Origin of the sequence: Streptomyces sp. NPDC055962, assembly GCF_042270185.1 — a bacterium.
GTDB lineage: Bacteria > Actinomycetota > Actinomycetes > Streptomycetales > Streptomycetaceae > Streptomyces.
Map to the genome: position 1 here is coordinate 162,985 of NZ_JBHJYN010000006.1, position 25,276 is coordinate 188,260.

Annotated in this window: 28 protein-coding genes and 1 pseudogene; 12 read left to right on the forward strand and 17 right to left on the reverse strand. The window is 71.2% G+C overall.

Annotation, left to right across the window (positions count from 1 at the left end; genetic code table 11):
* Positions 1-83: 83 nt before the first annotated feature.
* Together ACFC51_RS19305 and ACFC51_RS19310 are read left to right on the forward strand one after the other, a co-directional pair.
* A complete protein-coding gene (locus tag ACFC51_RS19305; RefSeq protein ID WP_376529801.1) occupies positions 84-515 on the forward strand; it encodes a DUF2000 family protein in 432 nt (143 codons plus the stop codon).
* 123 nt (positions 516-638) lie between these two features.
* Positions 639-926 carry a hypothetical protein gene (locus tag ACFC51_RS19310; protein WP_376375872.1) on the forward strand — a complete coding sequence of 96 codons (288 nt, stop codon included), beginning with the start codon at positions 639-641 and terminating at the stop codon, positions 924-926.
* A 28-nt stretch (positions 927-954) separates the two neighbouring features.
* Here the strand turns inward: ACFC51_RS19310 and ACFC51_RS19315 are convergent, their stop codons facing one another.
* The 6 genes and pseudogenes from ACFC51_RS19315 to ACFC51_RS19340 all read right to left on the reverse strand — a co-directional run bounded on the left by ACFC51_RS19315 (position 955) and on the right by ACFC51_RS19340 (position 5,891).
* Positions 955-1,389, reverse strand: coding sequence for a protein-tyrosine phosphatase family protein (locus ACFC51_RS19315; protein ID WP_376529803.1), 435 nt, complete (start codon positions 1,387-1,389; stop codon positions 955-957).
* Positions 1,390-1,391: 2 nt separating this feature from the next.
* Positions 1,392-1,664, reverse strand: a complete 273-nt coding sequence (locus ACFC51_RS19320) for an HPr family phosphocarrier protein (protein ID WP_376375876.1) — start codon at positions 1,662-1,664, stop codon at positions 1,392-1,394.
* A 52-nt stretch (positions 1,665-1,716) separates the two neighbouring features.
* Positions 1,717-3,712 (reverse strand): annotated as a pseudogene (locus ACFC51_RS19325) (fructose-specific PTS transporter subunit EIIC).
* A gap of 81 nt (positions 3,713-3,793) precedes the next feature.
* On the reverse strand, positions 3,794-4,741 hold the full coding sequence (gene pfkB / locus ACFC51_RS19330) for a 1-phosphofructokinase (RefSeq protein ID WP_376529805.1): 948 nt from the start codon (positions 4,739-4,741) through the stop codon (positions 3,794-3,796).
* Positions 4,738-5,499 (reverse strand): DeoR/GlpR family DNA-binding transcription regulator, encoded by a 762-nt coding sequence (locus ACFC51_RS19335; RefSeq protein ID WP_376530064.1) that lies wholly within the window; start codon positions 5,497-5,499, stop codon positions 4,738-4,740. The genes pfkB and ACFC51_RS19335 overlap by 4 nt, the downstream gene beginning before the upstream one ends.
* 137 nt (positions 5,500-5,636) lie before the next feature.
* Entirely contained in the window at positions 5,637-5,891 is a 255-nt protein-coding gene (locus ACFC51_RS19340; protein ID WP_376375882.1) for a DUF6296 family protein, read from the reverse strand.
* A 278-nt stretch (positions 5,892-6,169) separates the two neighbouring features.
* Between ACFC51_RS19340 and ACFC51_RS19345 the strand changes: the two genes are divergently transcribed.
* Together ACFC51_RS19345 and ACFC51_RS19350 are read left to right on the forward strand one after the other, a co-directional pair.
* Positions 6,170-6,424: a DUF5133 domain-containing protein gene (locus ACFC51_RS19345; RefSeq protein ID WP_376375884.1), complete on the forward strand. Its 255-nt coding sequence runs from the start codon at positions 6,170-6,172 to the stop codon at positions 6,422-6,424.
* 181 nt (positions 6,425-6,605) lie between these two features.
* Positions 6,606-7,439 (forward strand): PepSY domain-containing protein, encoded by an 834-nt coding sequence (locus ACFC51_RS19350; protein WP_376529807.1) that lies wholly within the window; start codon positions 6,606-6,608, stop codon positions 7,437-7,439.
* A gap of 96 nt (positions 7,440-7,535) precedes the next feature.
* On the opposite strand, the gene ACFC51_RS19355 is transcribed toward ACFC51_RS19350, so the two are convergent.
* Together ACFC51_RS19355 and ACFC51_RS19360 are read right to left on the reverse strand one after the other, a co-directional pair.
* The gene (locus tag ACFC51_RS19355) at positions 7,536-8,030 is read right to left on the reverse strand and encodes a GNAT family N-acetyltransferase (RefSeq protein WP_376375888.1); all 495 of its coding nucleotides are present in this window, start codon (positions 8,028-8,030) and stop codon (positions 7,536-7,538) included.
* A gap of 244 nt (positions 8,031-8,274) precedes the next feature.
* On the reverse strand, positions 8,275-9,507 hold the full coding sequence (locus ACFC51_RS19360; protein WP_376529809.1) for a glycoside hydrolase family 64 protein: 1,233 nt from the start codon (positions 9,505-9,507) through the stop codon (positions 8,275-8,277).
* A gap of 268 nt (positions 9,508-9,775) precedes the next feature.
* Between ACFC51_RS19360 and ACFC51_RS19365 the strand changes: the two genes are divergently transcribed.
* Both ACFC51_RS19365 and ACFC51_RS19370 read left to right on the forward strand, forming a co-directional pair.
* The gene (locus ACFC51_RS19365) at positions 9,776-10,927 is read left to right on the forward strand and encodes a hypothetical protein (RefSeq protein WP_376375891.1); all 1,152 of its coding nucleotides are present in this window, start codon (positions 9,776-9,778) and stop codon (positions 10,925-10,927) included.
* A 138-nt stretch (positions 10,928-11,065) separates the two neighbouring features.
* Positions 11,066-11,836 (forward strand): NPP1 family protein, encoded by a 771-nt coding sequence (locus ACFC51_RS19370; RefSeq protein WP_376529811.1) that lies wholly within the window; start codon positions 11,066-11,068, stop codon positions 11,834-11,836.
* Positions 11,837-11,908: 72 nt separating this feature from the next.
* On the opposite strand, the gene ACFC51_RS19375 is transcribed toward ACFC51_RS19370, so the two are convergent.
* Both ACFC51_RS19375 and ACFC51_RS19380 read right to left on the reverse strand, forming a co-directional pair.
* The gene (locus ACFC51_RS19375) at positions 11,909-12,340 is read right to left on the reverse strand and encodes a VOC family protein (RefSeq protein ID WP_376375895.1); all 432 of its coding nucleotides are present in this window, start codon (positions 12,338-12,340) and stop codon (positions 11,909-11,911) included.
* 565 nt (positions 12,341-12,905) lie between these two features.
* Positions 12,906-13,328, reverse strand: a complete 423-nt coding sequence (locus ACFC51_RS19380) for a PPOX class F420-dependent oxidoreductase (RefSeq protein ID WP_376375897.1) — start codon at positions 13,326-13,328, stop codon at positions 12,906-12,908.
* Positions 13,329-13,639: 311 nt separating this feature from the next.
* On the opposite strand from ACFC51_RS19380, the gene ACFC51_RS19385 reads away from it, so the two are divergent.
* Positions 13,640-13,906 (forward strand): hypothetical protein, encoded by a 267-nt coding sequence (locus ACFC51_RS19385; protein ID WP_376375899.1) that lies wholly within the window; start codon positions 13,640-13,642, stop codon positions 13,904-13,906.
* Positions 13,907-13,992: 86 nt separating this feature from the next.
* Here the strand turns inward: ACFC51_RS19385 and ACFC51_RS19390 are convergent, their stop codons facing one another.
* A complete protein-coding gene (locus ACFC51_RS19390) occupies positions 13,993-15,342 on the reverse strand; it encodes an MFS transporter (RefSeq protein WP_376375901.1) in 1,350 nt (449 codons plus the stop codon).
* 133 nt (positions 15,343-15,475) lie between these two features.
* Between ACFC51_RS19390 and ACFC51_RS19395 the strand changes: the two genes are divergently transcribed.
* Positions 15,476-15,817, forward strand: a complete 342-nt coding sequence (locus ACFC51_RS19395) for an ArsR/SmtB family transcription factor (RefSeq protein WP_376375903.1) — start codon at positions 15,476-15,478, stop codon at positions 15,815-15,817.
* A 75-nt stretch (positions 15,818-15,892) separates the two neighbouring features.
* Here ACFC51_RS19395 and ACFC51_RS19400 read toward each other — a convergent pair whose 3' ends face one another.
* Positions 15,893-16,423, reverse strand: coding sequence for a GNAT family N-acetyltransferase (locus ACFC51_RS19400; protein WP_376375905.1), 531 nt, complete (start codon positions 16,421-16,423; stop codon positions 15,893-15,895).
* A 102-nt stretch (positions 16,424-16,525) separates the two neighbouring features.
* A complete protein-coding gene (locus tag ACFC51_RS19405; protein WP_376375907.1) occupies positions 16,526-17,629 on the reverse strand; it encodes a DUF4037 domain-containing protein in 1,104 nt (367 codons plus the stop codon).
* A gap of 176 nt (positions 17,630-17,805) precedes the next feature.
* On the opposite strand from ACFC51_RS19405, the gene ACFC51_RS19410 reads away from it, so the two are divergent.
* The 3 genes from ACFC51_RS19410 (at position 17,806) to ACFC51_RS19420 (ending at position 19,500) form a co-directional block, all read left to right on the forward strand.
* Positions 17,806-17,976 carry a hypothetical protein gene (locus ACFC51_RS19410; protein WP_376529813.1) on the forward strand — a complete coding sequence of 57 codons (171 nt, stop codon included), beginning with the start codon at positions 17,806-17,808 and terminating at the stop codon, positions 17,974-17,976.
* 213 nt (positions 17,977-18,189) lie between these two features.
* Positions 18,190-18,696, forward strand: a complete 507-nt coding sequence (locus tag ACFC51_RS19415) for a GNAT family N-acetyltransferase (RefSeq protein WP_376375910.1) — start codon at positions 18,190-18,192, stop codon at positions 18,694-18,696.
* 144 nt (positions 18,697-18,840) lie between these two features.
* Positions 18,841-19,500: a maleylpyruvate isomerase family mycothiol-dependent enzyme gene (locus tag ACFC51_RS19420; RefSeq protein ID WP_376529814.1), complete on the forward strand. Its 660-nt coding sequence runs from the start codon at positions 18,841-18,843 to the stop codon at positions 19,498-19,500.
* Between the two features lie 95 nt (positions 19,501-19,595).
* Here ACFC51_RS19420 and ACFC51_RS19425 read toward each other — a convergent pair whose 3' ends face one another.
* On the reverse strand, positions 19,596-20,237 hold the full coding sequence (locus tag ACFC51_RS19425; RefSeq protein ID WP_376375913.1) for a class I SAM-dependent methyltransferase: 642 nt from the start codon (positions 20,235-20,237) through the stop codon (positions 19,596-19,598).
* Positions 20,238-20,521: 284 nt separating this feature from the next.
* On the opposite strand from ACFC51_RS19425, the gene ACFC51_RS19430 reads away from it, so the two are divergent.
* A complete protein-coding gene (locus tag ACFC51_RS19430) occupies positions 20,522-21,367 on the forward strand; it encodes a GNAT family N-acetyltransferase (RefSeq protein ID WP_376529816.1) in 846 nt (281 codons plus the stop codon).
* 48 nt (positions 21,368-21,415) lie between these two features.
* On the opposite strand, the gene ACFC51_RS19435 is transcribed toward ACFC51_RS19430, so the two are convergent.
* From ACFC51_RS19435 to ACFC51_RS19445, 3 genes are all read right to left on the reverse strand, one after another.
* Positions 21,416-22,306 (reverse strand): LLM class F420-dependent oxidoreductase, encoded by an 891-nt coding sequence (locus ACFC51_RS19435; RefSeq protein ID WP_376375917.1) that lies wholly within the window; start codon positions 22,304-22,306, stop codon positions 21,416-21,418.
* 150 nt (positions 22,307-22,456) lie between these two features.
* Complete coding sequence (locus ACFC51_RS19440) at positions 22,457-23,761, reverse strand: SGNH/GDSL hydrolase family protein (RefSeq protein WP_376529818.1); 1,305 nt, start codon at positions 23,759-23,761, stop codon at positions 22,457-22,459.
* 253 nt (positions 23,762-24,014) lie between these two features.
* On the reverse strand, positions 24,015-25,070 hold the full coding sequence (locus ACFC51_RS19445; RefSeq protein WP_376375921.1) for a LacI family DNA-binding transcriptional regulator: 1,056 nt from the start codon (positions 25,068-25,070) through the stop codon (positions 24,015-24,017).
* Between the last annotated feature and the right edge of the window lie 206 nt (positions 25,071-25,276).

A 25,276-nucleotide genomic window follows, 5' to 3' on the forward strand; every position in this document is an offset into this window, starting at 1 on the left:
AGCGTACAAGAGCGTGCCGGACCGCTGCGGCGTGCAAACTTCGTACAAGACGTCCGGCGGCGGGGCTCGGCAGACTCCTTCCCATGACCGACGACAACGCACCCGTACGCTTCGACACCAAGATCGCCGTGCTGCTCCGCGACGACCTCGAGACCTGGCAGCGGCTGAACGTGACCGCCTTCCTGGTCAGCGGCCTGGGCACCCAGGTACCCGAGGTGATCGGCGAGCCGTACGCCGACGCCGACGGCACCCCGTACCTGCCCATGTTCCGTCAGCCCGTCCTCGTCTTCGCCGGGCCCAAGGAGCTCCTGACGACCGCGCATGGCAAGGCGGTGGGCCGGGGCGTCACCACGGCGGTGTTCACCTCCGACCTCTTCGCCACCGGCCACGACGAGGCCAACCGGGCCGCCGTCCGCGCGGTGGGCAAGGATGCGATGGACCTGGTGGGCCTGGCCGTGCACGGCCCGCGCAACGCCATCGACAAGATCCTCAAGGGCGCTTCCATGCACCCGTGACGGCGTCCCGGAGTCACCGGACGGATACTGACGGACACACCCGTGCGGGTGATGGTTCCCGGTGCCATACTCGACAACAAGTCCGCTAGACAGGCTTGTCATTGTCCCGAAAGGCGACGCGTCATGAACTGGGCATCGTGGACCACCCTCGGTGTCTTCGCGGGAACCGGCGGAGTGCGCACCGAAGAGATAGGTGTCGTGAGCGGTGATCTCACCGTGCACACGACGTGGACCGAGGAACAAGCCGAGGTCGCCGTGCAGTACAGCGGCGCTTCGGACTGGTTCAAAATGGCCGGCAGTCCGGTGCCGTGCCCCTCGGAGGAAGCGAGCAGATCCCTCCACCAGAGCGTCGTGGAGGCGGTACGCGCCGGCGGCGGAGCAACGGTTCCGGCTCCGCACACGGTGGAGTGACCTCCATGACCGGCGCCGCGGCAGCCGGTCAGCCCCCCGCGAAGCGCCTCACGTAACGCCGCTGCCAGGGCGTCTCCACGGCCTTGGGGTGGTAGTTCCGGCGGACGTAGGCGACCGCCTCATCCGCCGGGACCCCGTCCAGCACGGCCAGGCAGGCGAGAGCCGTGCCCGTCCGTCCCCGGCCCCCTCCGCACGCGACCTCGACCCGCTCCTCCGGAGCCCGGCGCCACGCCTCCTCCAGCAGGGAGCGTGCCGCCTCCCGGTCGGCGGGCAGCCGGAAGTCCGGCCAGCGCAGCCACCGTGACTCCCATACGACGGGAGGAGGGGGGCCGCCCAGGAGATGCACGGTGAGGGTGGGCTCGGCCCCCTCGGGAAACGGATGCCGCAGACCGCGGCCCCGCACGCGCCGTCCCGAGGGCAGGCTCAGTACGCCCTCACCCGCAGCCTCCCACAGCTCCGTCACTGTCAGTCCTTGCCGTCGAGGTCCTCGGACAGGAGCGTAGCCAGCGCCTCGACGGCAGCGGGCGCGCTTTCGCCGACGGCGGACAGCACCAGCAGATCGCCGTGCTGCGCTGCCAGGGCGAGCACGGAGAGCATGCTCCGGGCATCGACCGGAGCACTTCCTTCTCGTCCCACGGTGACGGGGACCGGCTGACGCATGGCCGCCTGGACGAAGAGTGAGGCGGGACGGGCGTGGAGCCCGCTACGGGATCCTACGGAGACGGTGCGCCGGTACACGGGTGCACTCCTTCGGTGAAGAGGGATCTGTCGTACGGGGGAGGGGCGGGGGTCAGACGGCCACGGCGACGCCGGACCCCGCGTCGGCCGGGGCGGACGACGCGGGCGTGCGCCGCAGGCCCTTGAGGACGACGACCAGTGCGGTGGAGACCGCGGTGCCGGCGGCGATCGCCAGCAGGTAGAGGAACGGCTCGCCGATGAGCGGGACCACGAACACACCACCGTGCGGAGCGCGGAGCGTACAGCCGAAGGCCATGGACAGTGCGCCCGTGACCGCGCCTCCGGCCATGACCGACGGGATCACCCGCAGGGGATCGGCGGCGGCGAAGGGGATCGCCCCTTCGGTGATGAACGAGGCACCCAGCACCCACGCGGCACGGCCGTTCTCCCGCTCGGTCCGGGTGAACAGTCCGCGGCGCACGGTCGTGGCGAGGGCCATCGCCAGCGGAGGCACCATGCCGGCCGCCATCACCGCGGCCATGACCTTGAGACTGCCGGGCGTCGGGTCGGCCAGTCCTCCCACCGCGAAGGCGTAGGCCACCTTGTTCAGCGGGCCGCCCATGTCGAAGCACATCATCAGGCCGAGGACGACGCCGAGGACGACCGCGTTGGACCCCGACAGCCCGTCGAGCCAGTCGGTGAGGGCGTTCTGGAGCGAGGCGATCGGCTTGCCGACCACGATGAACATCAGGAAGCCGACGGCGACCGACGCGAGCAGGGGGATCACGAGCACCGGCATGATGCCGCGCAGGGTGCGATGCACCTTCACCCGCTGGATCGCCGTCACCGCGGCGCCGGCCAGCAGACCCGCGACCAGGCCGCCCAGGAAACCGGCGTCGACGGTGAGCGCGATGGCGCCGCCGACGAAGCCGGGGACGAGCGCGGGCCGGTCCGCCATCCCGTAGGCGATGTACCCCGCCAGAACCGGGACCAGGAAGCCGAAGGCGGCGGTGCCGATCTGGTTGAGCAGGGCGGCCCAGCCGGCCGCCTCGCCCCAGGCGAAGTGGTCCGCCACCGACTTCGCGCTCGCGATCTCGTACCCGCCGATGGCGAACGAGAGGGCGATGAGCAGGCCTCCGGCCGCGACGAACGGCACCATGTAGCTGACGCCGGACATCAGATAGGTCCGCAGCCGGACGCCGAAGTGCCCGGATGCTCCCGCAGCCCCCTCCGTGCCGGCGCCGGGCTCGTCACCGGTGCCGGACTCGTCACCGGTGCGGGGGAGTACGCCGACCTCTCCCCGTGCGGCCTTGCGCCGGGCCTCCGCGATCATCGGCGGGCCGGTTGATCCCGGCCTTCACCCCGGTGTCGACGACCGGCTTCCCGGCGAACCGGGCCTTCTCGCGCACGTCGACGTCGTGCGCCCAGATGACGGCGTCGGCGGCGGCGACGACCTCGGGGTCCAGCCGTTCGAACCCGGCCGAGCCCTGTGTCTCGACGTGCAGCACGACTCCCTCGGCGCGCGCGGCTGCTTCGAGGGACTCAGCGGCCATGTAGGTGTGCGCGATACCGGTCGGACAGGACGTGACGGCGACGACGCGGAACGGCCCGGACGGCTCCGGGGTCTCGGCGACGGCCTCCTCGACGTCCGTGACCGGTGCTGCCACCTCCTCACCGCGGATCAGAGCCGCGGCAGCCGCCGGCTGGACCTCCGACCGCAGCACCCCTGTGAAAGCGGGGTCCATGAGCCGCCGTGCGAGGCCCGAGAGAAGGGTGAGGTGGTCGTCGTCCGCGCCCGCCGGCGCGGCTATCAGGAAGACGAGGTCCGCGGGCCCGTCGGGTGCGCCGAAGTCGATGCCCCGCGCACTGCGCCCGAAGGCCAGCGTCGGCGCGGTGACGTGCGCGCTCCGGCAGTGCGGGATTCCGATGCCGCCGTCCAGACCGGTCGGCATCCGGGCCTCGCGGGCCGCCACGTCGGCGAGGAAACCGTCGAGGTCGGTGACGCGGCCGGCCGCGACCATCCGTCGGGCCAGTGAACGGGCGGCCGCGCTCTTCGTCTCGGCGGACAGATCGAGGTCGACCAGGTCCGCGGTGATCAGCTCACTCATCGCGGGGCTCCTTGCTCGTGGACCGCCCTGGGGGCGGCTCGGGGGACGGGGGAGTCGTACGGCGGGACAGGTGTGCGGACGTCACGACGCCTGCGCCGGGAGGGGCAGGTCCGTGGGGACGTCGGCGGTGGTGACCACCGCCGACGGATCGAGGTCGGCGGGCGCCGGCATGACGCTCCCGGGCAGTTGCACGGCGGCCGCGCCGTGGGCCACCGCGGCCCGCAGGGCGGTCCGGCCCGTCCCGCCGGTGGACAGGAACCCCGCGAGGGAGGCGTCTCCGGCACCGACGTCGCTCCGGACCGCGTCCACGCGGGCGGTGGCGAAGTACGCCCCGGACGGATCGACCAGCAGTTGGCCCACTGCTCCCATGCTGGCGAGCACCGAGCGCGCCCCGAGCTCGCACAGTTCCTGTGCCGCCTCGAGGACGTCACCCACCGTCGCGAGCGGACGGCCCACGGCCTCGGCGAGCTCCTGCGCGTTCGGCTTGATCACGTCCGGTCGCTCGGGCAGCGCGGCCGTCAGCGCGGCGCCCGAGGTGTCCAGAGCGATCCTGACACCGGCACGGTGGCCGCGGGCCACCAGCTCGGCATACCACTGCGGAGGCAGCCCGCGGGGCAGGCTGCCGCAGCACGCGATCCAGTCCGCGCCCGCCGACCGTACCCGGACGGTGTCCAGCAGGCGTTCGGCCTCGGCGGGCGTGATGGCGGGCCCCGGGGCGTTGACCTTGGTGAGTGTCCCGTCCGGCTCCACCAGGGTGATGTTGACCCGGGTCGAGCCGGCGATCGGAACCCCGGCCGACTCGATGCCGTGTTCGCCGAGGAGCCGGGCCAGCAGGGCGCCCTCCGGACCCCCCAGGGGTGCGACGGCCACGGTGCGGTGCCCGGCGGCGGCGACGGCCCTGGAGACGTTGACCCCCTTGCCGCCGGGGTCGACGCGGTCGGCCGTGGCACGCAGCACGGCGCCGCGGTTCAGACCCGGCAGTTCGTAGGTGCGGTCCAGGCTCGGGTTCGGGGTGACGGTGAGGATCATGCGCGTAGCACTTCCGTGCCCCGGCTCTCGATGGCCCGGGCGTCCTCGGGGCTCAGCCCCGTATCGGTGATCAGCAGGTCGACGTGGGAGAGGTCGCCGAACCGTGCGAAGTGCTCCTGGCCGGACTTGCCCGAGTCGGCCAGGAGCACCACTCTGCGGGCCGCCGCGATCACGGCGCGCTTCACGGCGGCCTCGGCCAGATCCGGGGTGGTCAGACCGCCGTCGGGGGAGAATCCGTTGGTGGCGAGGAAGACGACGTCCGCGTTGATCTCGGCGTACGCACTCAGTGCCCAGGCGTCGACGGCCGCGCGGGTGCGGTGCCGGACCCTGCCGCCGACCAGATGCAGGGCGATCCCGGGGTGGTCGGACAGGCGTGCCGCCACCGGCAGGGCATGGGTGACCACGGTGAGGCGCGAGTCGATGGGGACGGCGGCCGCGAGCCTGACGGTCGTCGTCCCGGCGTCGATGATGATGTTGCCCTCGGCGGGGAGTTCACCCAGGGCGGCGGCGGCGATGCGGTCCTTCTCGTCGGCGGCCACGGTGTCGCGCTCGGCCAGGTCCGGTTCGAAGCCGAGCCGCCCGGCGGGGATGGCACCGCCGTGCACCCTTCGGAGGAGCCCCGCGCGGTCGAGCGCCTTGAGATCGCGCCGGACCGTCTCGGCGGTCACCTGGAACTGCTCGGCCAGGGACAGGACGTCGACCCGGCCGCTCTCGCCGGCGATGCGGAGGATCTCCTGCTGCCGCTCCGGTGCGTACATGTGGTTACGTATCCGTTTCATGCCCGAGTCTGTGGTTTCACCGGCAGACTACGGTCAGGCTTGAGGAAAGTAAACACATTCGGACGAGGGTGGGCATGAACGGGCGCGGAATGCGTCGCCGAGTCGTTCCGAACCCGTCAGTCGGTGCCGTGCGGAGCGGCCCCGGGGCTCAGCGGCCTGGCCAGCAGGGGCGCTCCCAGGACCTGGTGGCCTCCGCTCGCCTGCATGCGGACCTCGCCGCGTTCGCTGATCTCGGCGCGCACGATTCCCGTCTCGTCCTCGTAGACCGGGTAACCGCCGGCGCCTGAACGTGCGGTGAGGTGCACGGCGACGACGTCGTCCTCCGCGCCGCCCGCCTGGAAGATGAGCTCGTAACTCTCCGGATAATCCATGATCGACCTCCCGACCGGGCCCGGCGGCAGCTTCGGGCCCGTCCCCTCCATTGTTTCCCACCCCGGAGTGCGGCGCTCCGGGGCACCGTCTGTGTGACCTTCCGTGACTGCGGATGCGGAATGGGTGAGGCGGAGCGACCATCAACTGCAAGGGACCGGACGCGTGCTGTCAGCTTCGCACGGCCACCCGTGACGCCAGGCGACCCACCGCCGGCGCGATCGGACTTCGTCGGCGCGGGGCTCACGGGCTCCCGGCCGCCCTGTGGAGAGGAACTGCCGTGCTGATGGCCAATCCCGCAACGCTGCGGAATCTCGTCAAGCGCTACGAGTCACTGCGAAGCGCCCATGCACGGCTTGGCACTTCCGAGAGCAGCCGTCAACTCGAGGACGTCTCCTACACCCTCTGCGTGACCACCGGGACCAGGGCCGTGCCCGAGGCCCTGGCCGCGGCGGCGGCGCAGTTGAGTGCCGTTCCGTCGGCGGGATCGCTGGGCGCGGCGGCGGCCCCGGCCGAGGTCCAGCTGACCGCCTGAAGCCGCAGCGCGTCCCGTGTGTATGGCGCCGGTTCGGCAGAACCGGCGCCATACACCTGTGTCCGGAACCTGACCGCGGAGAGTCGCACGACACGCCGAATGGGCGGACGGCGCCGTCGATCGGGTGACACCCGCCGGTCGGACAACATGACTGTTCGCGGAGGCGGCTAGGGATGCCACCATGAGATTCGATCCCCGTCGAAACAAGACCGTTTCCCCGCGTACCCTCCGGCTCCGCGTCGCCGGCGGCGCCCTGTGCGCCGCTGCTCTTGCAGCCACCCTCGTGACCGGTTGTGGCCAGGAGAGCGGCGACAAGACCGCTTCTGAGACCTCCGAGGCCGCGAAGGTCCTTCCGAACCAGACGACCAGCCCCTCCGGGAGCGTTTCGGGCAGCCCCTCCGGAACGGCGCAGCTGACCAAGGACCAGAGTGAGCGCAAGGATCTGCTCTCGATGGTCAAGGTCACCTTCGACAAGGCCGCCACCACGGCGGTCGGTGAGGTGTCGGGAGGCAAGCTGACCGATCTGGACCTCGAAGGCCTGGACGACGAGGACGACGCGAGCGGCAGCCCCAGCCCGAGCGGCAGTCCGAGCCCGTCGGGAAGCGCGAGCCCCTCGGGAAGCGCGAGCGCGTCCGGCAGCCCGAGCCCCAGCGGCAGCTCCGCCGCCCCGAAGTGGGTCGCGGAGGTCGCCGAGGAGGACGGCACGGCGCACAACGTCATCATCGACGCGGTGTCCGGAGCGGTCATCGACTCCGGTCCCGACGCCGATCAGAGCGACGCGGACAAGCAGAAGCTGGCGGACCAGCTCTCGAAGGCCACGCAGACGCCTCAGCAGGCCGCCAAGGTCGCCACGGACAAGACGCCGGGCTGGGTCACCTCCATCGGCCTCGACGAGAACGACAGCAAGGTCCTGGTCTGGCAGGTCGACGTGGTCACCAAGGACTGGAACAAGACCACCTTCGACATCGACGCGGCCAAGGGCACGATCACCGACGAGCAGATCGACGACGACTGACCACCGCGCGAACGGACCCATCGGTGGCGTACCGCGGCCCGCGGTGCGCCACCGGTCTGCTTCCTGGGGCAGGCGGGTGCCGAGGGCCGTCGCGGCTCAGCGGCCGTCCTTCACCAGATCGAGGGTGAAGCGCAGCCCCGGCCTTCCCACCAGCGTGATCGCTCCGGTCTCCACGAATCCCGCTCGGGCCAGCACGGCCCTGGAGCCGGCGTTGTCCACCGTCGTCTCCGCCCGCAGGGCGGTCAGCCCGTACTCCCCGAGCGCGAGCGCACACACCTGGCGCACCCCCGACGTGGCCAGCCCCCGTCCTGCCGCGTGTTCGGCGATCCGGTACCCGAGTTCGGCGGAGCCGCCCGCCACGCCGACGAGGTTGACCCTTCCCAGCACGGAGCCGTCGGCATCCACCAGGACATGGAAGTGGTGTGCCCCTGCCGCCTGTTCGGCGAGCAGCTCGGCGTGGCGAGCGTCGAACTCCGTGAAGAACCCGTCTCCCCGGTCCGGGATCGAAGCGGCGAAGTACGCGCGGTTCCGGCGCTCGAAGGCGAGCAGGGCCGGGGCGTGATCGGGACGGAGACGCTCGAGGACGACCATGTGAGCGACCCTACCCACCGCTTGGCCGTACGGGGCCCCGGACCGTGCGGGCGCATGCCGCCCACCGCCCGGGCGCGGCTCGGAGCGCTCGACCACGGCTGTGCCGGGCGCGGGGCGGCGGCGCAGGCGGTCGAGCGGCCCTCTCGGCGGACGGCGCCCGGGGGTGGTCCGTCCGGACACCCCCGAGCGCACGTGCTGTCCCGCGAGGAGGGGCGGTTCGTGCGGCGTGCCGGCTCGGGGAACCCTAGTTGAACGGGTCCAGAGTGATGTACGCCTGCTGCGGATCTCCGTCGTGCACCAGCGACTCGTGCGCGCCGACGTCGTCGAAGGCGAAGCCGTAGGCCTTTCCGTCGGCCATCTGGGCGTGGATCTTGGCGGAGTAGTGGTTGGTGACCGCGTCCTTGTAGAAGTTCGCGTTGTTCGCGTCGGGCTGGTTGGGGTTGCTCAGCAGCGTCGACCGGTTGTAGCCGGCGCACAGCGTTCGGGAGATGGGCCCGCGGACCAGGTCGTTGGGCGCGTCGAGGAGCTTGTAGCAGCCGAAGATGCTGTCGGAGTCAGGCTTCTGGAAGCTGGTGACGACCGCCCCCGAACTGTTGGTGAAGTTCATGGTGTTGCCCTGGACGCGCCCGAAGTACTTCGTGTTCGGCTGGTCCTTGAACGGCTGGACGGTCAACGTCTGCGAGGCGTACTTGCTCCATACCCGGTTGACGTAGTCGTTCATCACGGAGGCCGGCAGCGCCCCGGCTTCGATGCCGTGGCCGGGGGCGAGCGCGCGCAGGATCGTGCCGTCGGAGCGGGTGCGGATGAGCCCGCCCCAGCCGCCGGACTGGCCGCGCAGGGAGTCGAAGAACGCCTTGTAGCCGCCGGGCTTGAGGTGGCCGGTGGTCAGAGTGGTGCCGTTCGGACGCTTCACTCCGACCGCGTACGGTGCCGAGAACATGTCGACCTGGGTGCTGTTGATCCACAGGCCGGCGTCGTTGAGCGTGTACTCGGTCCAGTTGAAGAGGATGTTCGCGTTCGGGTCGCTCGGGTTCTGCACCGCGGGCTGCACCAGACCGCCGGTGGTGAGCTTGAAGACGAGCTTCTGCCCGTAGGAGAAGTAGACCCGGCCGGAGAACTTCGGCATCCGGATCGTCTTCGACTGTCCGTTGGCCGGGCCCGCGATGGAGGCGTCGGGGGCGGGCGTCGGCGGGTTGCCGCCGACCGGCCAGGGGTGGAAGGTGCCGTTCGCGTCGGCCCAGCCCTGGCGCCCGGACGAGAGTTCGGTACCGATGACGTAGACGTGCACCTGCTCGCCGCGCCCGGAGTTGTTGGTCAGCGTGAGCGGGATGGTGGCGGGGACGGCGGTCGCCTCGGTGGCCGCGGTGACCTGGGTGACGACGAGGCAGCCGCCGGCCAGCGCGAGCGCGGCGACCAGTGCGGCAGGGCGGCGGCGGGAGCGGCGTGCGGGCCGAGCGGAAGGAAGGTTGGCAGACAAGCTCTTCTCCTCATCGGGAAGGCTGTGCGGTGGGGGTGGCCGCGCGAGGACTCTCGAAGCGGTTTTGAGAGCGCTCTCACGAAGCTTTCCGGAGCGTATCGATCGGTCAGGGACGCGTCAACGTTCTGGTCTGGACCATGACGATTCATCGTGAAGCGGCTGCGGGAGTACGGGTGTTGCGGGCCGGCCGGGGTGATGACCCTGCTCCGGGTGCGGCCGCGCCCGGACTCGTGCGTACGGACAGTGACCTCGTGCCCTCACGGTCGTTGTGCAGGGCGTGTCTTCTTCAGTTTCGAGCGCGCCCCCTGTCCAGGCCGCACCGGCGGTGAAGCCGAATCCCTTCCTGCTGACGCCCCGCCAGGGGGAAGCCGCCCGGGCGCTCCTGGCATATCTGGGGTCGCTGCCGCTGACAGGGGCCGACGCGCGACTTCTCGCCGTGGTCGTCGCCATCCGGGCGGCCCGCACGGGCATCGGCAACCTCACCGGCCAGGACGTGAGATCCCTCCGGCTGACCGACCCGGAGGCGGCCGTCACCGCCCTCGCCGCGCTGGGCTGGCAGGGGCAGGAGGCCTTGCTCGGTGGAGATCTCGTCACGCCCGTCGGGGTCACCGTGCCCGACCTCGGCGGCGGGCCGGACCCCCGGCTGCCCTTCGGCAAGGTGATGCGGTCCCGGGTCTCGGGCTGGACGGCCCGGACCCTCGCCGCCAAGCCGGTCAAGAAGGGCTCGTCCGCCGTCCGGCTGGCGGCACTGTTCCTGGCCGCCCACGGGCCTGCCGACGCGTACGGCACGGTCCCCGCGCATCTGCCCGGCGAGTGCCTGGCGGCCCTGCCTGAACTGCTCGCCAAGGGGTTCCTGCAGGAGCTGGACGGCAGCAGGTATCTGCTGGGCGAGGGTGTCCGGCATCTGTCGGGAACCCGTCCCCCGTCCGAGACGCCTCCGGCCCCACGCGCGCCGGAGGAGGAGCTGCCGAGCTGGGACGAGTGGAAGGACCGTGCGAGCGTGGCGCTGCGCCGGCACGTCGAGGCCGTCGAGGGCTGTCCCACGTGCTCCCTGTCCACGGCCCGGGTGTCGGAAGCCTTCATGCGCAAGGCGGTTCCCGCCCAGTTCAAGGAGAAGGTGCGCACGGCCTACGGCGTCTGGGAGGCCAAGTACCCCGACCAGGGACCTGTCGCGGCGGAGTTCGCCGCCGCCTTTCGGGCGGAGCACGGCCACGGCCCCTCCGTCAAGCAGCTCTGCAAGGCGCTGGGCTGGGGCAAGATGTCCCGCGAGCTGCGGATCCACGTCATCCGTCGTCTGATCGACGAGGGGTGGCTGACGAACACCGAGCCGGTGCCATGGACCCTGCGTCCGGGCAAGGCCGCCCAAGCCGCTGGGCCGGGCTCGACACCGCGGGCCACCGCAGCCACGCGTCGCGGCTGAGCGCCCCGGTGCGTGGCGGTCCTCCACGCACCGGACGTCCGATGCCGCGTCAGCCCGCAGGGTTCGATGCGATGGTGATGGGCATGTCAGGCGTAGCGCGCGTGTCCCCCACTCCCACGCGCCGACCGGGAGGACGCAGTGAGAAGCAGCGCACCGATCCGTAGGGCCGCCCTCGTCGTGGGAAGTGCCCTCACGCTCGTCCTCGCCTCGGCGACCAGCGCACTGGCCGCACCGCCGGCCGCGCTGCCCGCGAACGCGGACGTGATGGAGCGGACGTTCCAGCCGGCCTTCGACTACGACACAGACGGCTGCTACCCCACACCGGCCATCGGACCCGACGGGACCATAGCCCCCGGCCTCAAGACCACAGGTGCGGTCAATGGCAGTTGCCGGGACGCGGTCGACCTGGACAACACCAACAGTTACGCCCGCTCCACGTGCAACAACGGTTGGTGCGCGGTCATCTACGGGCTCTACTTCGAGAAGGACCAGGCCGTGGCCGGCAGTGGGCTCGGGGGACACCGGCACGACTGGGAACACGTCGTGGTGTGGATCCAGAACGACGAGGCCCGCTACGTGTCCACCTCGGCGCACGGCAACTTCGACGTGTACGCCCGTGACCGCATCCGGTGGGACGGCACGCACGCCAAAGTCGTGTACCACAAGGACGGTGTGAGCACCCACTGCTTCCGCCCGGCCAACACCAACGACGAGCCACCGGAGAACCACTACCACGAGTGGCGGTACCCCGGGCTCGTCGGCTGGAACGGCTACCCGGCCGGTCTGCGGGACAAGCTGGTCCAGGCCGACTTCGGCAGTGCGGTCTTCGGGCTGAAGGACGGCAACTTCGCCGCCCACCTGGAGAAGGCACTGCCCGCCGGAATCCCCTTCGACCCGCACAGCGTCTGATGCCAGGGACGGTGGCGACGAGCACCGCCGTGACGGAGGGGCAGCATTCCGATACGTCGTCGTGAGGGAGTGTCAGCGTTCCGACAGCTCCGAGGGTGCTTCCTGGACCACCCATCCGTTGCCGTCAGGATCGGCGAAGGACATGAACGAGTTCCAGGTGCCGCCCTTGCCCTCCTCCCAGCCCGTCGCGCCGACGTGCCGGACCGGGGAGACGTCCACCCCCTTGCTCACCAGCTGCTCGCGTGCCGCCTCGATGTCCGTCACGCAGACCTGGAGGCCTTGCAGCGTGCCGGGGGCCATCACCTGTTCGCCGGGGAACGGAGGCATTCCCTGGAGCATGGCGATCGAACACCGCGAGCCGGGCGGCGTCAGCTGGATGATGCGCATCCCAGGGGCGACCTCGTCGTCCAGGTCCAGTCTGAAGCCGGCCTTCTCGGTGTAGAACGCCTTCGCCCGGTCCATGTCGGTGACAGGGACCGGGATGACCTCGAGTGTCCAGTTCATGGATTCTCCTCAGCAGGGCCGGCGTTTCCGTCCGGCCGGAACGTCCTCGGCGCGGCCGGGACGCGGGGCGCCGCAGCGAACGCCGAAGGGGAGATCCACCCTCGCCCAGGAAAGGAGCAGAGGCCGCTTCGAAACGCCCTCACGGCCTGTACTTCGACCATTCATCCCCGCCCGGCCCCGGGGGTCTGCTTGCTGGTGGGGAAGGGCGGGAGAGCGTGAACGCGCCGAACCCCTCCGGGTGGGCCGGCTCCGGCCGTTCCGCTGCGGCCCGGCTCCTCTCGCCCGCGTCGGCCGGCTCGTAGGCGCTGGGGCCCCGGTGCTCCCGGAGCGCCGGCGTCGCCATGAGCACAGCAGGGCGCGCTCCACCTCGTCACGCTCCTCCCGGACGAACGCCACCGTGACGGCCTCGCCGGCCGGACCGGCCGGTCCGAGGACCCTGTTCATCTCGTCGTCGTCCGGAGAACTCACCGCTGCGTCGACCCGAATTCCCATGGAGCCAGAGGCTACTGGCGGGCTCTGACAATCCGGTTCCCGGCAGGACGAGCCCGCGACCCGTCCGAGCGGGCTACGTCGCCGCCTGGGAGCTGTCCCGGAAGCCGCCCCAGCCGTGCCAGCGGTCGATCTCGATCCAGGCGTTGACCCTGCCGCGTTCCCGGTCCGGGTACGGCTGCCCGGTGTAGTTCCGGGACAGCCGGTCGATGCCGGTGAGACCTTCGTCGTCGCTGATCTCGACCACACGTCCGATCAGGGTCACATGGGTGTACCAGTCGGACTCGTCGAGCACCGTCAGGGTGACGCGCGGGTCCTGGCGCACATGGCCGAGGCGTTTGCGGCCCTCGTCCATGTTGACCAGCACCCGTCCTTCGTCCCACAGGTACCAGGTGGCCGTGGAGACCGGCTGGCCGTCGGAACGCAGCGTGGCGATGACAGCCGGGTTGGGCTTGCGCAGCATGGTGACCGCGGCGTCGGGAAGCGGCGGCTTCGACATGTTCTCTCCTCCGTCTCGTGCTGCGTCCTCATGGTGACGGCGAACCACACCAGGTGATCCGGAGGGCGCACGTCCACGCTGCCACACCACGGGTGCGGTGGCGGGGACCGCCCCGCGCCGCGCGTCCACGGCGGATCCGCCGGACGTCCGAGGCGCACGCGCCGCCGGAGCCCGCGCGGACGCGGTCCGGAGGCCGTCAGCCATGTCGCGATCAGCGGCTTCACGGTGTGGCGCCCGCCCCACCGCAGATGGCGGAGCGGGCGCGCCACCTCGCAGGGCCCGCTGTCAGTGGTGGCTGTGATGCTGGAGGCATGGACGAACTCATGAGGCGTCGCGTCTACGGCGCCGACCACGACGACCCCGATCCGGGTCCACAGCCGGGACACGTATACGTGGAACTGGTGGGCGGTCCGCTCGACGGGCTGCTCCTGGACGTCACCGGCTGGCCCGGGGAACGCCTCGCCGTGGGAGCCGCTCTCGGGACGGAGCTCGGGAAGCACGGCGCCGGCGGCCGCGCCGTGTACGGCCCGGTGGAAGCGGACCCGAAGCGCTGGGCCTGGGAGGCGGACAGCCCGTGAGCTGTCCGCCTCCCACGGAGCCGTGGCGGGCCCGGCGGCCGACGGCACGGTCCCCGGGCGCCGGAGTGGAGCCCGGGGCCTTCCCGTCAGCCGCGGTCGCCGGGCGCATCGTGAGGGCGCCGGTGTTGCGGAGCGGGAAGCCGGGGCGCCGATGAGGGTTCCGCTCGTCCCTGTCCCGGCTCGTGGAGCCGTGAAGTGAGGACGAGGAGGCCGCCCATGACCGCGGACGTCGCCAGGACGCCGGCGAAGACAGTCGTCCCGGCGGTCAGCCCCACCGCGTCGCTGAGGTAGCCGACCGACACCGGCAGAATGCCCGCCGGCACATAACCCCCCACGTTCAGGGCGGCGTTGGCCTCGGCGAGCCGCTGCGGGGGGACCGCGGAATTGAGGAGCGACAGCCCGCCGAGCTGTCCCATGCCCTGGCCCGCTCCGGCGAGGAGCACGGAGACGGCGAGCATGGCGACCGATGCGGTGCGTACGGCGGTGACGAGCGCGACCACGCCGAGCGCGATCGTCACCGCTCCTGCGGTCAGGATCGTCCGCCTCTCCAGCCGCCGGACCGCGAACTGCACGCCGGTGGCGGCCAGGAACATGGCGAACGCCATGGCTCCGGCCGTGATGCGGCTGGTGGTTCCCAGCAGCCCGGTGAGCAGCGAAGGCCCCAGGGAGAGGACGAACGACGTCGCCGTGATCCCGGGGGCGAACACGGCGATGCCGAGCCCGAGATGCCGACGGGCGTCGTGGGGGACCGAAGGTATCCGGACCCACGCACCCCGCTCGGGCGCCTCCCGGCGTGGCAGCGGCATCCGCAGGACCACGAGGAACGCGGTGGTGAGCAGCACGATCTCGACCATGAAGACCGTCACCGTGGGCGCGGGTGCCGTCTCGGAGAGCACGCCCGCCAGCAGCGGCCCGAGCCCCGCGCCGAAGACCATGGCGCACGAGGCGAGAAGAGCTGCGGAACGCTCGCGCCCAGGCCCCGCCACATCGGTCACGGCTGCCATGCCCGCGGAGACGACGGCTCCGACGGCGATGCCGCTGAACAGTCGCGCGACCATCAGGGCGGGCACCGTGGTGGCGGTGGCGAAGATCAGGCATGCGGCCACCCCCAGGGCGAGCGCGGGCAGGAGCACCGGCCTGCGTCCGAGCCGGTCCGACGCGATACCCGAGATCAGCAGGGAGCCGAGCAGCCCGACGATGTAGAAGGCGAAGATCACGGTCAGCGTCCCTTGGGAGAAGCCGATCTCGTGCTGCCACACCTGATACAGCGGGGTCGTCGCATTGGAGAGGACGAAGACCGCTGTGACCGGCCAGGCGGCCGGCCAGATCCGCCGGGCGGGAGCCAGCGGGGTAGCCGGTCCCACCGGTTGGTCCGGCGCCGGTTGTTGCCGGTGCCCCGCCGTCGGCGCGGGCACCGCTTCTCGACTCTCAGGCATGGCTGATTCCCTCCGAGGAGTCAGTACGAGTTGAGTCGAACTTAGCATCAAGTACGATTGAAGTCGTACAGGCGATCAGGGATGAGGAGCGGCCATGTCGACGACGGTTTCCGGTGTGCGAGGCGCTTCCCCGATGCCCGAACCATCAGATCTGCCCGATCCGCTTCCCGAGCCGGCGGTCGACGACCTGCGGCTGGAGGTGGTGCTGGGCGCCCTGAGCGATCCGCTGCGCCTCGGCATCGTGCGCAAACTCCTGCTGGAGTCGGAGCGGTTCGACCACTCCTGCGGGTGGTTCGGCCTCGACCGGCCGAAGTCCTCGCTCACCCACCACTTCAAGGCCCTGCGCGAGGCAGGTGTCACGCGCCAACGGCAGTACGGGCTGGAACGCCGCAGTCACGTGCGTGTCGACGACCTCGACGCCCGCTTTCCCGGACTGCTGGACCTGGTCGCGGCATGGGTGCCCGACGCGCCATGAACGTGCCGCATGGTTGCGGGCGCGTCCCGCCGGTGACCCTCCGGCCCGGCGGATCCGTCGGGCCGGAGGCCGTGTTCAGCGGTCGTCGGCCGGCGCCCGAAGCTGCTTCCGCATGAGCACGCACAGGGTCTCGTGGCGGCGGACCGATCCGTCGGGCCCCTCCTCGTCCCAGGAGTCGGGTTCCCTGCCGTAGGCGACGAAGCCCAGCCGCTCGTACAAGGTGCGCGCCCGGAGGTTGTCCTCCTCGACGCCGAGTTCGGCCCTGCGCAGGCCGCGGCCTTCGATCCTCCGTTCGGCGGCCCGGATCAGCAGCGTGCCCAGTCCGTGCGACTGAAGAGCCGGGAGCACGGCGAGCTGCCACAGCGTGCCCGCCCCCTTCGAAACCCGGTAGTCGACGCCGCCGATCGCCACCGGCAGACCGGCGGACGTGCACACGGCCAGGTAGTCCACCTCTCCGGTCGCCGCGCGCGCCAACTCCTGCTCCACATGGCGCAGATGGGTGGCCGAGCCGGACCAGGTGCATGCGGGCAGGTCCTGCGGGAGGAGGTCGCGCACCTCGACAGACAGGACGACGGTGGCCCCGGTGGAACCGTGTGCGGCGGGCATGGCCGCGAGCATGCCGACCGGCGCGGGGGAGCGGCAACCTGTTTTCGCCGGTACGGGGGAGGGGCAGGATGCGGGCCCGGGGTGCATTCCCGGGCGCCGCGTTCACCGGAGAGCGCGTACGGCGGCCCGGATCGCCCCGGGCTGGTCGAGCAGGTCCGTGCTGTCCGCCCACTGGTCGACCCCTCCCACCGGGGCGAGCGTCCGGAGGTCCGGGTCCGTCACCGTGCGCGCCAGGGCGTGGGCGAAACGCTCGGCATGCAGGACCAGGTAGGGGCGTGCGTGGAAGGGCCGGCAGGCGGGGTCGACCGGATCGGTCAGGCCGGACGCGTTGTGCAGGGTGGCGACGGCCTCGTAGGCGGCGCACAGATGCGCCTCCCGGGCGGCATGGTCCGTCGCCGCCAGCGCGCCACGGAGCGCGGGTCCGAGTGGTCCGGCCGCCGCCAGCCTGCTGAACGAACTGCCCAGCCACTTGCCGTACGGCGCGTACCGCCGTTCCAGCAGGTGACAGAGGTGCATCAGGCTCCGCACCAGGCGTGCGGCCACCACCGCCGCGCCGATGTCGTCACCGGCTTCCGCGCAGCGCCCCACGAACGCCTCCTCCTGCGCGATGCGCTGCCACTGGCAGGCCAGCAGGTAGCGCCAGACCTGCTCCGGGTACCAGGCCAGCCTGTGCCGCACGCCGGTCAGGGAGCCGAGCCCGTCGTGGAAGACGGCCCCGCCGGTGGTCTCGGCGAGCCGCTGCTGGGGAAGCGCCAGCCAGTCGCGTACACCCAACTCCGTGTCGGCTGATGCCAGTCCGAGCCGGGCGTCCAGCCATCCGTCGATGTCGTGCACGTCCACCCGGTGATCGACCGGGCCGTCGGTCTCCCGCATGTGCCCGACCGGATCGTGCGGATCGTCGCTCTCCTGGAAGTGGGTGGGCCATCCCCGTACCTGCTTCGGGAGGTGCCCGGCCAGGAGGCGACGGATGTCCGCACCGTGTTCCGCCTTGGCCTCGGCGTCCAGGAAGAGCTCCAGCCTCGGGCCCCATTCGTGATCGGCCGACCTCGGCGAGTCGAACCCCAGTACCTCGGACCCGGCGCCGACCCGGGCGGCCGCGTACGGCAGCCCGGGAAAGGCGTCCCGGAGGAGCGGCCGGACCGCTTCCACGTACAGGATCCTGGAGAGTTCGAGGCCGGGCACGAACCGCGGGCCGGAGATCGTCATGGCTCCACTGTCCCGCATGAGTTCGTCTGGTCCCAGCGGATAAATCTCGTGTCCGGTGCGGGCGTCAGTGCCGAGTGCGAAGCCCGCCGGAGGGTGCGCCGATTCACGTGGCACCGCCCAGGTCTGATCCCGGCGAGCAGGGGCACATGTGTTCCACCAACCTAAGGAGCAACGCCATGCTGGCCCTCGCCGCCGCCGTACTGTTCTTCATCGCCTTCCTCATCAACGCCGCTGACATCGCGACGAACGACATCTTCGCCTCCACGAACGTGATGCTGATCGGCCTGGGTCTTCTGGCCCTGCATGTCGCGGGTATCGGCAACGGGCGGCGCGTCGGCAGACGGTGACCGTCGCCTGCGGGCCGGGACCGGACCGGCAGCCGTCCATCCGCCTGCCGGGTGGGTGCGGCGTCCGGTCCGGGGAGCCGGCCGGGGACCACGGTTGCAACGGCCGGGTCCGTGCGGCAGGAACGTCGGCCCTCCCCACCCCGTGTGCGCCCCCTCCCGATGACATCGGACGGGGGCGCACACGGGGTTGCGCGCGTCCGGGACAATGCGCTCATGCGCATCCGCCCGGTGAACGCCGACGACCTGCCCCGCCTCCAGGACATCGAGAGAGCCGCCGGTCAGTGCTTCCGCGACATCGGCATGGCCGAGATCGCCGAGGACGAGCCGCTCTCCGTGAGCGAGTTGGCCTGCTACCAGAGGTCGGGGCCGGCCTGGGCCGCCGTCGACGCGGCGGACCTCCCGGGGGCCTATCTCATCGCTGAACACGTCGACGGGAACCTGCACGTCGAGCAGGTGTCGGTGCACCCCGACCACGCGCGCCGCGGCATCGGCCGGGCGTTGCTGAACCGCCTCGCGGATGATGCAGTCACCGCCGGAGTACCCGCTCTGACCCTCACCACGTTCACCGACGTTCCCTGGAACGCGCCCTACTACCTGCGCTGCGGATTCCGCGTCCTGGACGACGACGAGATCGGTCCGGGGCTGAGCGAGATCCGGCGACGGGAGACTGCTCATGGCCTCGACCGGTGGCCACGGGTCTGCATGCGCAGAGACCTGTGAACGTGCTCTGTGGGCCAGGCGGCCCGGCCGTCGCCGCGGTGTCGGAACGACGGGCGTGCATCATGGTCGATGACAGAGCTCCGGACCGGGAGTCCTTCTCCCGGCCGGCGCGCGGAGCGGGACTCGTGAAGGAGGCGCGCCGGGATGACTGATGGCGAACCGGTGCTGGGCGGAGGCGGGATCTGGTCGCTGGTCCACTCCGAGCGGGCGGCGTTGGCCGCCGACCTCAGGGGCCTTTCCGACGACCGGTGGGCGACGCCGTCACTCTGCAGCGAACTGACAGTCCGTGAGGTACTGGCTCATCTGACCGCGGGAGCGAGCCTGAACTCCCTGCGCTGGTTCGCCGGCGTGGTCCGGTGCCGGTTCGACTTCGACAAGCAGGTGGCCGAGCGGCTCGCTGAACAGCTCGGTGCGTCCCCGCGTGACACTCTTGAGCGATTCCGGCGTGTCGTGACGAGTACGACGAAACCGCCACTCCCTGTCCTCGCCATGCTCGGTGAGACGATCGTGCACGGGGAGGACATCCGGCGCCCCCTGGGCCTGACCCGGGAGCATCCGATCGCGACGGTCACACGGGTTGCCGACTACTACCGGGGATCGGACCTCGTCGTTCTTGCGAAGGGCCGGATCAAGGGCCTCCGCCTCGTCGCGTGCGACGGACCCTTCACGACCGGCTCGTCCGGTCCCTCGGTGTCCGGGACCACTGTGGCGCTGGTGATGGCCATGACCGGTCGTGCGGCCTTCCTCGACGACCTGGAGGGTGACGGGGTCGAACTCCTCCGCGAGCGCTGCGAAACGGCGTGACGTCGCCCTGTCCGGCCGCCTGGGCACGGTGTACGGACGCGCCGCGCGTCCGTACACCGTGCTGACCGGGTCGGTGAGCGGTGACGCTGCCCGCCTCACCCGTCCAGGCGCATCAGCAGGTGTCCGCGGCGGAAACGCTCCTGCTCACCCGGCTCGCGCAGCATCCGGCCCACCTCCACGAACCCGGCTTCACCGGCCAACTGCGCGAGCTCGTCGATGGGCCACCGGTACGCCGGCGCCACCTTGTGGTCGAACACCGTGACCGGATCGCCCTCCGACTCGAAGAAGGCGAGCAGGAGATGGCCTCCGGGGGCGAGCACCCGCCGGAACTCGTCGACGTACGAGCGGACCTGCCGCGGCGGGGCATGGATCACCGAGTACCAGGAGAGGACCCCGTCCACCGAGGCGTCGGCCATGTCCAGGGCGTCCATGGAACCGACCTCGAACCGCAGGTCCGGGTACTCCGCGCGAGCCAGCTCGATCATCACCGGTGACAGGTCGACGCCGAAGACGTCGAGCCCGAGATCCCGCAGGTGGGCGGTCGTGGGCCCGGGCCCGCAGCCCAGTTCGACGACGGGTCCTCCACCGGTGCTCCGCACGAGGTCGGCGAACGCGGCGAGTACGGCCCGGTCCAGGGGGAGGGAGTCCAGCGCGTCGCGGAAGAGGTCGGCGTAGAGAACGGCGACGGCATCATACGCGTCGGCGGTGGCGAGGAGAGGGGAGGAAGGCTGAGTCACGAGCGAGGAGGATAGTGGGTACCCGTGGTGCCGGTCTCCTTTCCGTCGAGGCCGGATGACGGCGGTCCTCCGGCGCGTGGTCACCCGTCCCGCGCAGGCGCGGGAACAGGATCCAGCAGGCCCCGGCCAGGCGGGAATTCGCCGGTCCGTCTCGCTGCCACCCCGGCCGGGGCGGACAGTGGACAGCAGAGACACGGGGCAACGCCGCACCCGGGGACGGCACATGCCGACCGCGCACGGCGAATGCCGCCTTGCCGACTCACCGTATCGAGTGAAAGAGGGACATGGCCGCGTACGAGATCACGACCGCAGGCGTCCGTGAGATGACGACGTTCCTGCAGTGGGCCGACGACGAGCAGTGGAACCCGGGGAAACAGGACCACCTCCCCTTCCACGCCGCCGACCCGCACGGCTTCCTGCTGGGACGCCTGGACGGAGAACCCGTCACTTCCGTCTCCGCCGTGCGGTACGGGGCGGACTTCGGGTTCATCGGTTTCTACATCGCCCGGCCCGAGGTCCGCGGCCAGGGCTACGGGATCCAGGCGTGGCGGGCGGCCATGAAGGCCCTGGACGGTCGGAACGTGGGGCTCGACGGCGTGGTCGAGCAGCAGGACAACTACCGCAGGTCCGGGTTCCGCACCGCATGGAACCACGTGCGGTACGCGGGAGTGCCCGGTGAGGAGAAGCCTCCCGCGGACATCAGGGTGACCGATGCGGGGTCCGTGCCCTTCGGCCTGCTGGCTTCCTACGACCGCCGATTCTTCCCCGCACGGCGTGACGCCTTCCTCTCGTTGTGGGTGGGGGTGCCCGGGCACACCGCCCTCGTAGCCCTTCAGGAGGGCGAGTTGAGAGGGTTCGGCGTCGTACGCCCGGCCGGGACGGGCGCACGGGTCGGTCCCCTGTACGCGGCCTCCGACGACATCGCCCTCGCCCTGCTGAACGGCCTGTCGGCGTCCCAGCAGGGCGCACCGGTGGCTCTGGACGTGCCGGACGTGAACGTGAGGGCGGTCCGGCTGATGGAGCGCCTGGGGCTCGAACCGACCTTCGAGTGCGCCCGGATGTACACGGAGGGCGTACCCGACGTCGACGGTGCCGGCATCTATGCCGCGACCACGATCGAACTCGGGTAGCGCACCGTCCGCCGCGGTCCGGGCGCTCCCCGGTGGGGAAGCGGGGCCCTACAGTTCGTCCGCGAACACCGAGGCCAGTTCCCGCCATTCGGCCCGCGGCATACGGGTGCCCCGCCCCTCGGCTGCCAGGGCCTGGAGCGCGATGTGATCGGCGCCCGCGTCGAAGTACTCCTGGGCCCGGGCCCTCACCCGGTCGGCGTCACCGAGGGCGAAGAGGGCGTCGAGCAGACGGACGCTGCCTCCGTCCTCGAAGTCGCTCTCCGAGAAGCCCAGGCGCAGGAGGTTGTGGGTGTAGTTGGGGAGCCCGAGGTACGTCGAGAGCATGTTCCGCGCGGTGGTGCGGGCACGGTCGAGGTCGGGGTCGAGCACCACCGACAGCTCCGGGGCGAGAAGCGCGTCCGGGCCGAGGGCGTGACGTGCTTCCGCCGTGTGCTCGGCGGTGACGAGATAGGGATGTGCGCCCAGGGCCCGGCCGGCCGACAGCTTCAGCATCTTCGGGCCGAGCGCCGCGAGGACCCGGTGTCCGGAGCCCAGGGGCGGGGTCGAGGCGTCGAGTGCGTCGAGGTAGGCGACCATCGCGCTGTACGGCTTGGTGTACTGCGGAACCATCGGGCCGTGGCTGACGCCCAGGCCCAGGACGAACCGTCCGCGTGCCTCCGCGTCGATCCCGGTGATCCGTGCGGCCACCTCCTCGGCGGTGTGGTCCCAGATGCTCAGGATGCCGGTGGCCACGGTGATCGTGCGGGTGGCGGCGACGACGGTGGCCGCGTCCTCGGGCGAGGGACTGCCCCCGATCCAGAGAGTGCCGTACTTCAGCTCCTCGAGCTCTGCGACCGCTTCCGCGATCTCCTTCCTGCCCGCGTCGTCCTTGCGCGATGCGGCGAGGTCGCCGCTCCAGATGCCGACCCGCCCGAATGCCCCACGCGTCTCAGAAGTCATGGTGGGGTCAACAACGCCTCGTGACTTCTATTCCCGGCCCGGACCGGTGGTCATCCCATAGAGGGAAGGCAGGACATGGCGGCGCCCGCGCGGATCCGCGGCAGGCCCGGGCGGCCGTTCCCGCCGTCGGGGACGGACGCCGCGCGCAGGTCAGTGGCGCAGAGCCCGGGCGACGGTGTCGGCCATGACGCGGTATCCGGTGTCGTCGGGGTGCAGAGCGTCCTCGGACGCGTAGGCGGGGTCGAGACGGTCCGGGTCCGACGGTGCGGCGAGCGCCGTGTCGAAGTCGACGTACGCGTCGAACTCGCCTGCCCGGCGGATCCAGTCGTTCACCTCGTTGCTGACCCGTGCGGCGTGCGGACCCCAGTGGTCGGATCCCTTGAACGGGAGCAGGGTCGCGCCCACGGCTTCGAGGCCCCTGCTGTGAGCCGCGCGGATCAGTTCGCGGTAGCCGGCGATGAGTTCACGGGAGGACACGGTCGGGGCGGGCTTGTAGGTGGCGGGCGGGTCGGGGCGCGCGGCGGCTTCGCTGAAGCCGATGTCGTTGACGCCTTGGAGGATGACGACCGTGGAGATGCCCGGCTGGTCCAGGACGTCACGCCTGAAGCGGGCGGTGGCCCGCTCGCCGAACCACGCCGAGTCGTTGAGCACGAGGTTGCCTCCGATGCCCGCATTGACGACGGGCCGCCCGGTCAGCTCGGCCAGGGCGTCTGAGTAGCGCCGGTCGGTGCCGGGGGTGGAACCGAAGCCGTCGGTGATGGAGTCCCCGAAGACGACGATGCCGTCCTTGCTCGGACGTCCGCCGGCGTTCCGGGCGGAGGTCCCGCCCTGCGAGGCCCCCGCTTCGACGCCGGAGAGGTAGTACCAGGACGCGGTGCTGCTCGTGTACGCGCTCCCCGCCGTGTCGGACCGGTGGTCGCCGTCCGCTCGATAGGTGTCGGTCCACCCCTGCGCGTGGAAGGTCGCGGGGCCCGTCGTCCCCGCGAAGTAGAGAGTGACCGTGACCGACTCCAGCCTCTTCAGGCGCAGCGTGGTCGAGTCGCTGCGGAGCTCGGCATGCGCCGGGATCCGGGCCGATCCCCTGCCGCCGAAGGTGAGGTGGCGGACGGACCCCTTCTCGATCGCGGCACCCTGCGCCGTGCGGGCGATCGTCGCGCCGGTGAGGTGCAGGGGTGAGGTGCCGTACGCGTTGGAGAGGCGTATCCGGACCATGTCGCCGCTCCCGGTGGCACGGACCACCTGGCGGACGGACTGGTGTGAGAAGCCTTCCTGGGACCAGTTCGGTGTGAAGCCGGTGCTGGGCATCTGAGGAGAGGCGCCCCAGGCCGTGTTCCAGTCGACGGGGGCCGCTCCGACGCCGCCGGGGGCCGCTTCGCCGGGGCCGGCCAGGATGCCCACCGCGAGAGCTCCGGCGACGAGAGGTGCGGCGATGCGGCGTCGCGAGGGCGTGCTCATGAGTTCTCCTAATGGGTTTGTGGTTCCTTTAACCATGGTGAGAACCGTAGCAGGCAGGGCTGGTTAATGGAACTGCGTGCCCATTTATGCTTCCGGGGTGTCCGGAGTGCCCGTGCGGTACCGGTGGGTGGGGTGTGCCGCAGTATGCGGTGGGTCAGGGGGTACGTCCCGGCCGCGGCGTGCCGAGCCGGCCGGGCCGTGCGAGGTTCCAGGTGGTCCCGCCGGGGGCTCGGGCATCCGTCCCGCTTCGACGTCAGGACCCGGCGGGTCCTTCGGTGCTTTCCCGCAGGACCAGACGGTGCGCCACCACGCGGTCCTGCGGTGACAGCACGGCGGGGCCCGCCTCGTCCGTACGCGTGGACGAACCCGTCGCCTCGTCGATGCGACGCTGGAGGAGGTGGATGGCGGTCCGCGCCACCGCTGCCTTGTCCGGTGCCACCGTGCTGAGCGTGGGAACGCTGAACCGGCCGCCCTCCACGTCGTCGAAACCCATCACGGCGACGCCCTCCGGGACACGGATCCCGTGTTCGTGCAGGCTGCGCAACGCGCCCAGTGCCAACTGGTCGTTGAAGCACAGGAGTGCGTCGGGCCGCGCCCCGCGACTCAGTGCGGCCGCCACGGCCTCGGCGCCGTCGGACATCCGGAAGGACTCGACGGGCAGCAGGGCGGAAGGGTCGTAGGGGATGCCGGCTTCCGACAGGGCCGCGCGATAGCCGCGGGTGCGTGCCTCGGCCGTGCCCAGGCCGGCCGCGTCCCGTCCGCCGACCGCCAGGATCGAACGCCGCCCGAGCGCGATCAGGTGCTCGGTGGCCTCACGTGCGGCCTGCTCGTTGTCTATGGCGACGTGGTCGGCGCCCTCCTCCAGCAACTCCCCGATGAGGACGGTGGGGGGAGCGCCAGGATGCTCGCGCAAGTCGTCGGGGGTGAGGGCGAGCGGGCTGAGGATGATCCCGTCGACGAAGTCGGAGCCGAAGCCGGCCAGCGCGGCCAGCTCGTGCTCGCGGTCGGCGCCGGACTGGTGGATCAGGACCGTCAGCGAACGCTGTCCGGCCTCGCGGACCACATGCCGGGCGAGTTCGGCGAAGTACGGGACGTCGAGTTCGGGCACGACGAGGGCGATGATGCCCGTACGGCCCTTGCGCAGGTGGCGGCCTGCCAGATTGACCCGGTAGCCGAGGTGCGCGATGGCCTCCTGGACCACTCGCCTGGTGCGCTCGGAGACATGGGTGTAGTCGTTGATCACATTGGACACCGTCTTCTCGGAGACACCCGCGTGCCGGGCGACGTCCTTGATCCTGGGCCGTGCCACCGCAACCCCTCCCTTCCCTCGCGCGCCGCCGAGTCTATGTCCAGCCGTGCGGCGCGGACGCACCAGGCCGCCGGGACGGGTCCGCCGTCGGCCACGCTTCGGGCAGACGTCTGTACCGAACCCTTTACAGCGAATGTACATCGATGTAAAAACATGCCACCGCACCGTTTCAGCCGGTGCGCCAACCATCTGTCGTCCGCGGTGGG

Excerpts from the sequence above, each read along its gene's own strand:
- ACFC51_RS19435 (WP_376375917.1), bottom strand. The coding sequence starts at position 22,306 with ATGACTTCTGAGACGCGTGGGGCATTCGGGCGGGTCGGCATCTGGAGC.
- ACFC51_RS19405 (WP_376375907.1), bottom strand. The coding sequence starts at position 17,629 with ATGACGATCTCCGGCCCGCGGTTCGTGCCCGGCCTCGAACTCTCCAGG.
- ACFC51_RS19305 (WP_376529801.1), top strand. The coding sequence starts at position 84 with ATGACCGACGACAACGCACCCGTACGCTTCGACACCAAGATCGCCGTG.
- ACFC51_RS19380 (WP_376375897.1), bottom strand. The coding sequence starts at position 13,328 with ATGTCGAAGCCGCCGCTTCCCGACGCCGCGGTCACCATGCTGCGCAAG.
- ACFC51_RS19355 (WP_376375888.1), bottom strand. The coding sequence starts at position 8,030 with ATGGTCGTCCTCGAGCGTCTCCGTCCCGATCACGCCCCGGCCCTGCTC.
- ACFC51_RS19375 (WP_376375895.1), bottom strand. The coding sequence starts at position 12,340 with ATGAACTGGACACTCGAGGTCATCCCGGTCCCTGTCACCGACATGGAC.
- ACFC51_RS19415 (WP_376375910.1), top strand. The coding sequence starts at position 18,190 with ATGCGCATCCGCCCGGTGAACGCCGACGACCTGCCCCGCCTCCAGGAC.
- ACFC51_RS19335 (WP_376530064.1), bottom strand. The coding sequence starts at position 5,499 with ATGTACGCACCGGAGCGGCAGCAGGAGATCCTCCGCATCGCCGGCGAG.
- ACFC51_RS19340 (WP_376375882.1), bottom strand. The coding sequence starts at position 5,891 with ATGGATTATCCGGAGAGTTACGAGCTCATCTTCCAGGCGGGCGGCGCG.
- ACFC51_RS19430 (WP_376529816.1), top strand. The coding sequence starts at position 20,522 with ATGGCCGCGTACGAGATCACGACCGCAGGCGTCCGTGAGATGACGACG.
- ACFC51_RS19390 (WP_376375901.1), bottom strand. The coding sequence starts at position 15,342 with ATGCCTGAGAGTCGAGAAGCGGTGCCCGCGCCGACGGCGGGGCACCGG.
- pfkB (WP_376529805.1), bottom strand. The coding sequence starts at position 4,741 with ATGATCCTCACCGTCACCCCGAACCCGAGCCTGGACCGCACCTACGAA.
- ACFC51_RS19385 (WP_376375899.1), top strand. The coding sequence starts at position 13,640 with ATGGACGAACTCATGAGGCGTCGCGTCTACGGCGCCGACCACGACGAC.
- ACFC51_RS19350 (WP_376529807.1), top strand. The coding sequence starts at position 6,606 with ATGAGATTCGATCCCCGTCGAAACAAGACCGTTTCCCCGCGTACCCTC.
- ACFC51_RS19410 (WP_376529813.1), top strand. The coding sequence starts at position 17,806 with ATGCTGGCCCTCGCCGCCGCCGTACTGTTCTTCATCGCCTTCCTCATC.
- ACFC51_RS19420 (WP_376529814.1), top strand. The coding sequence starts at position 18,841 with ATGACTGATGGCGAACCGGTGCTGGGCGGAGGCGGGATCTGGTCGCTG.
- ACFC51_RS19310 (WP_376375872.1), top strand. The coding sequence starts at position 639 with ATGAACTGGGCATCGTGGACCACCCTCGGTGTCTTCGCGGGAACCGGC.
- ACFC51_RS19395 (WP_376375903.1), top strand. The coding sequence starts at position 15,476 with ATGCCCGAACCATCAGATCTGCCCGATCCGCTTCCCGAGCCGGCGGTC.
- ACFC51_RS19400 (WP_376375905.1), bottom strand. The coding sequence starts at position 16,423 with ATGCCCGCCGCACACGGTTCCACCGGGGCCACCGTCGTCCTGTCTGTC.
- ACFC51_RS19440 (WP_376529818.1), bottom strand. The coding sequence starts at position 23,761 with ATGAGCACGCCCTCGCGACGCCGCATCGCCGCACCTCTCGTCGCCGGA.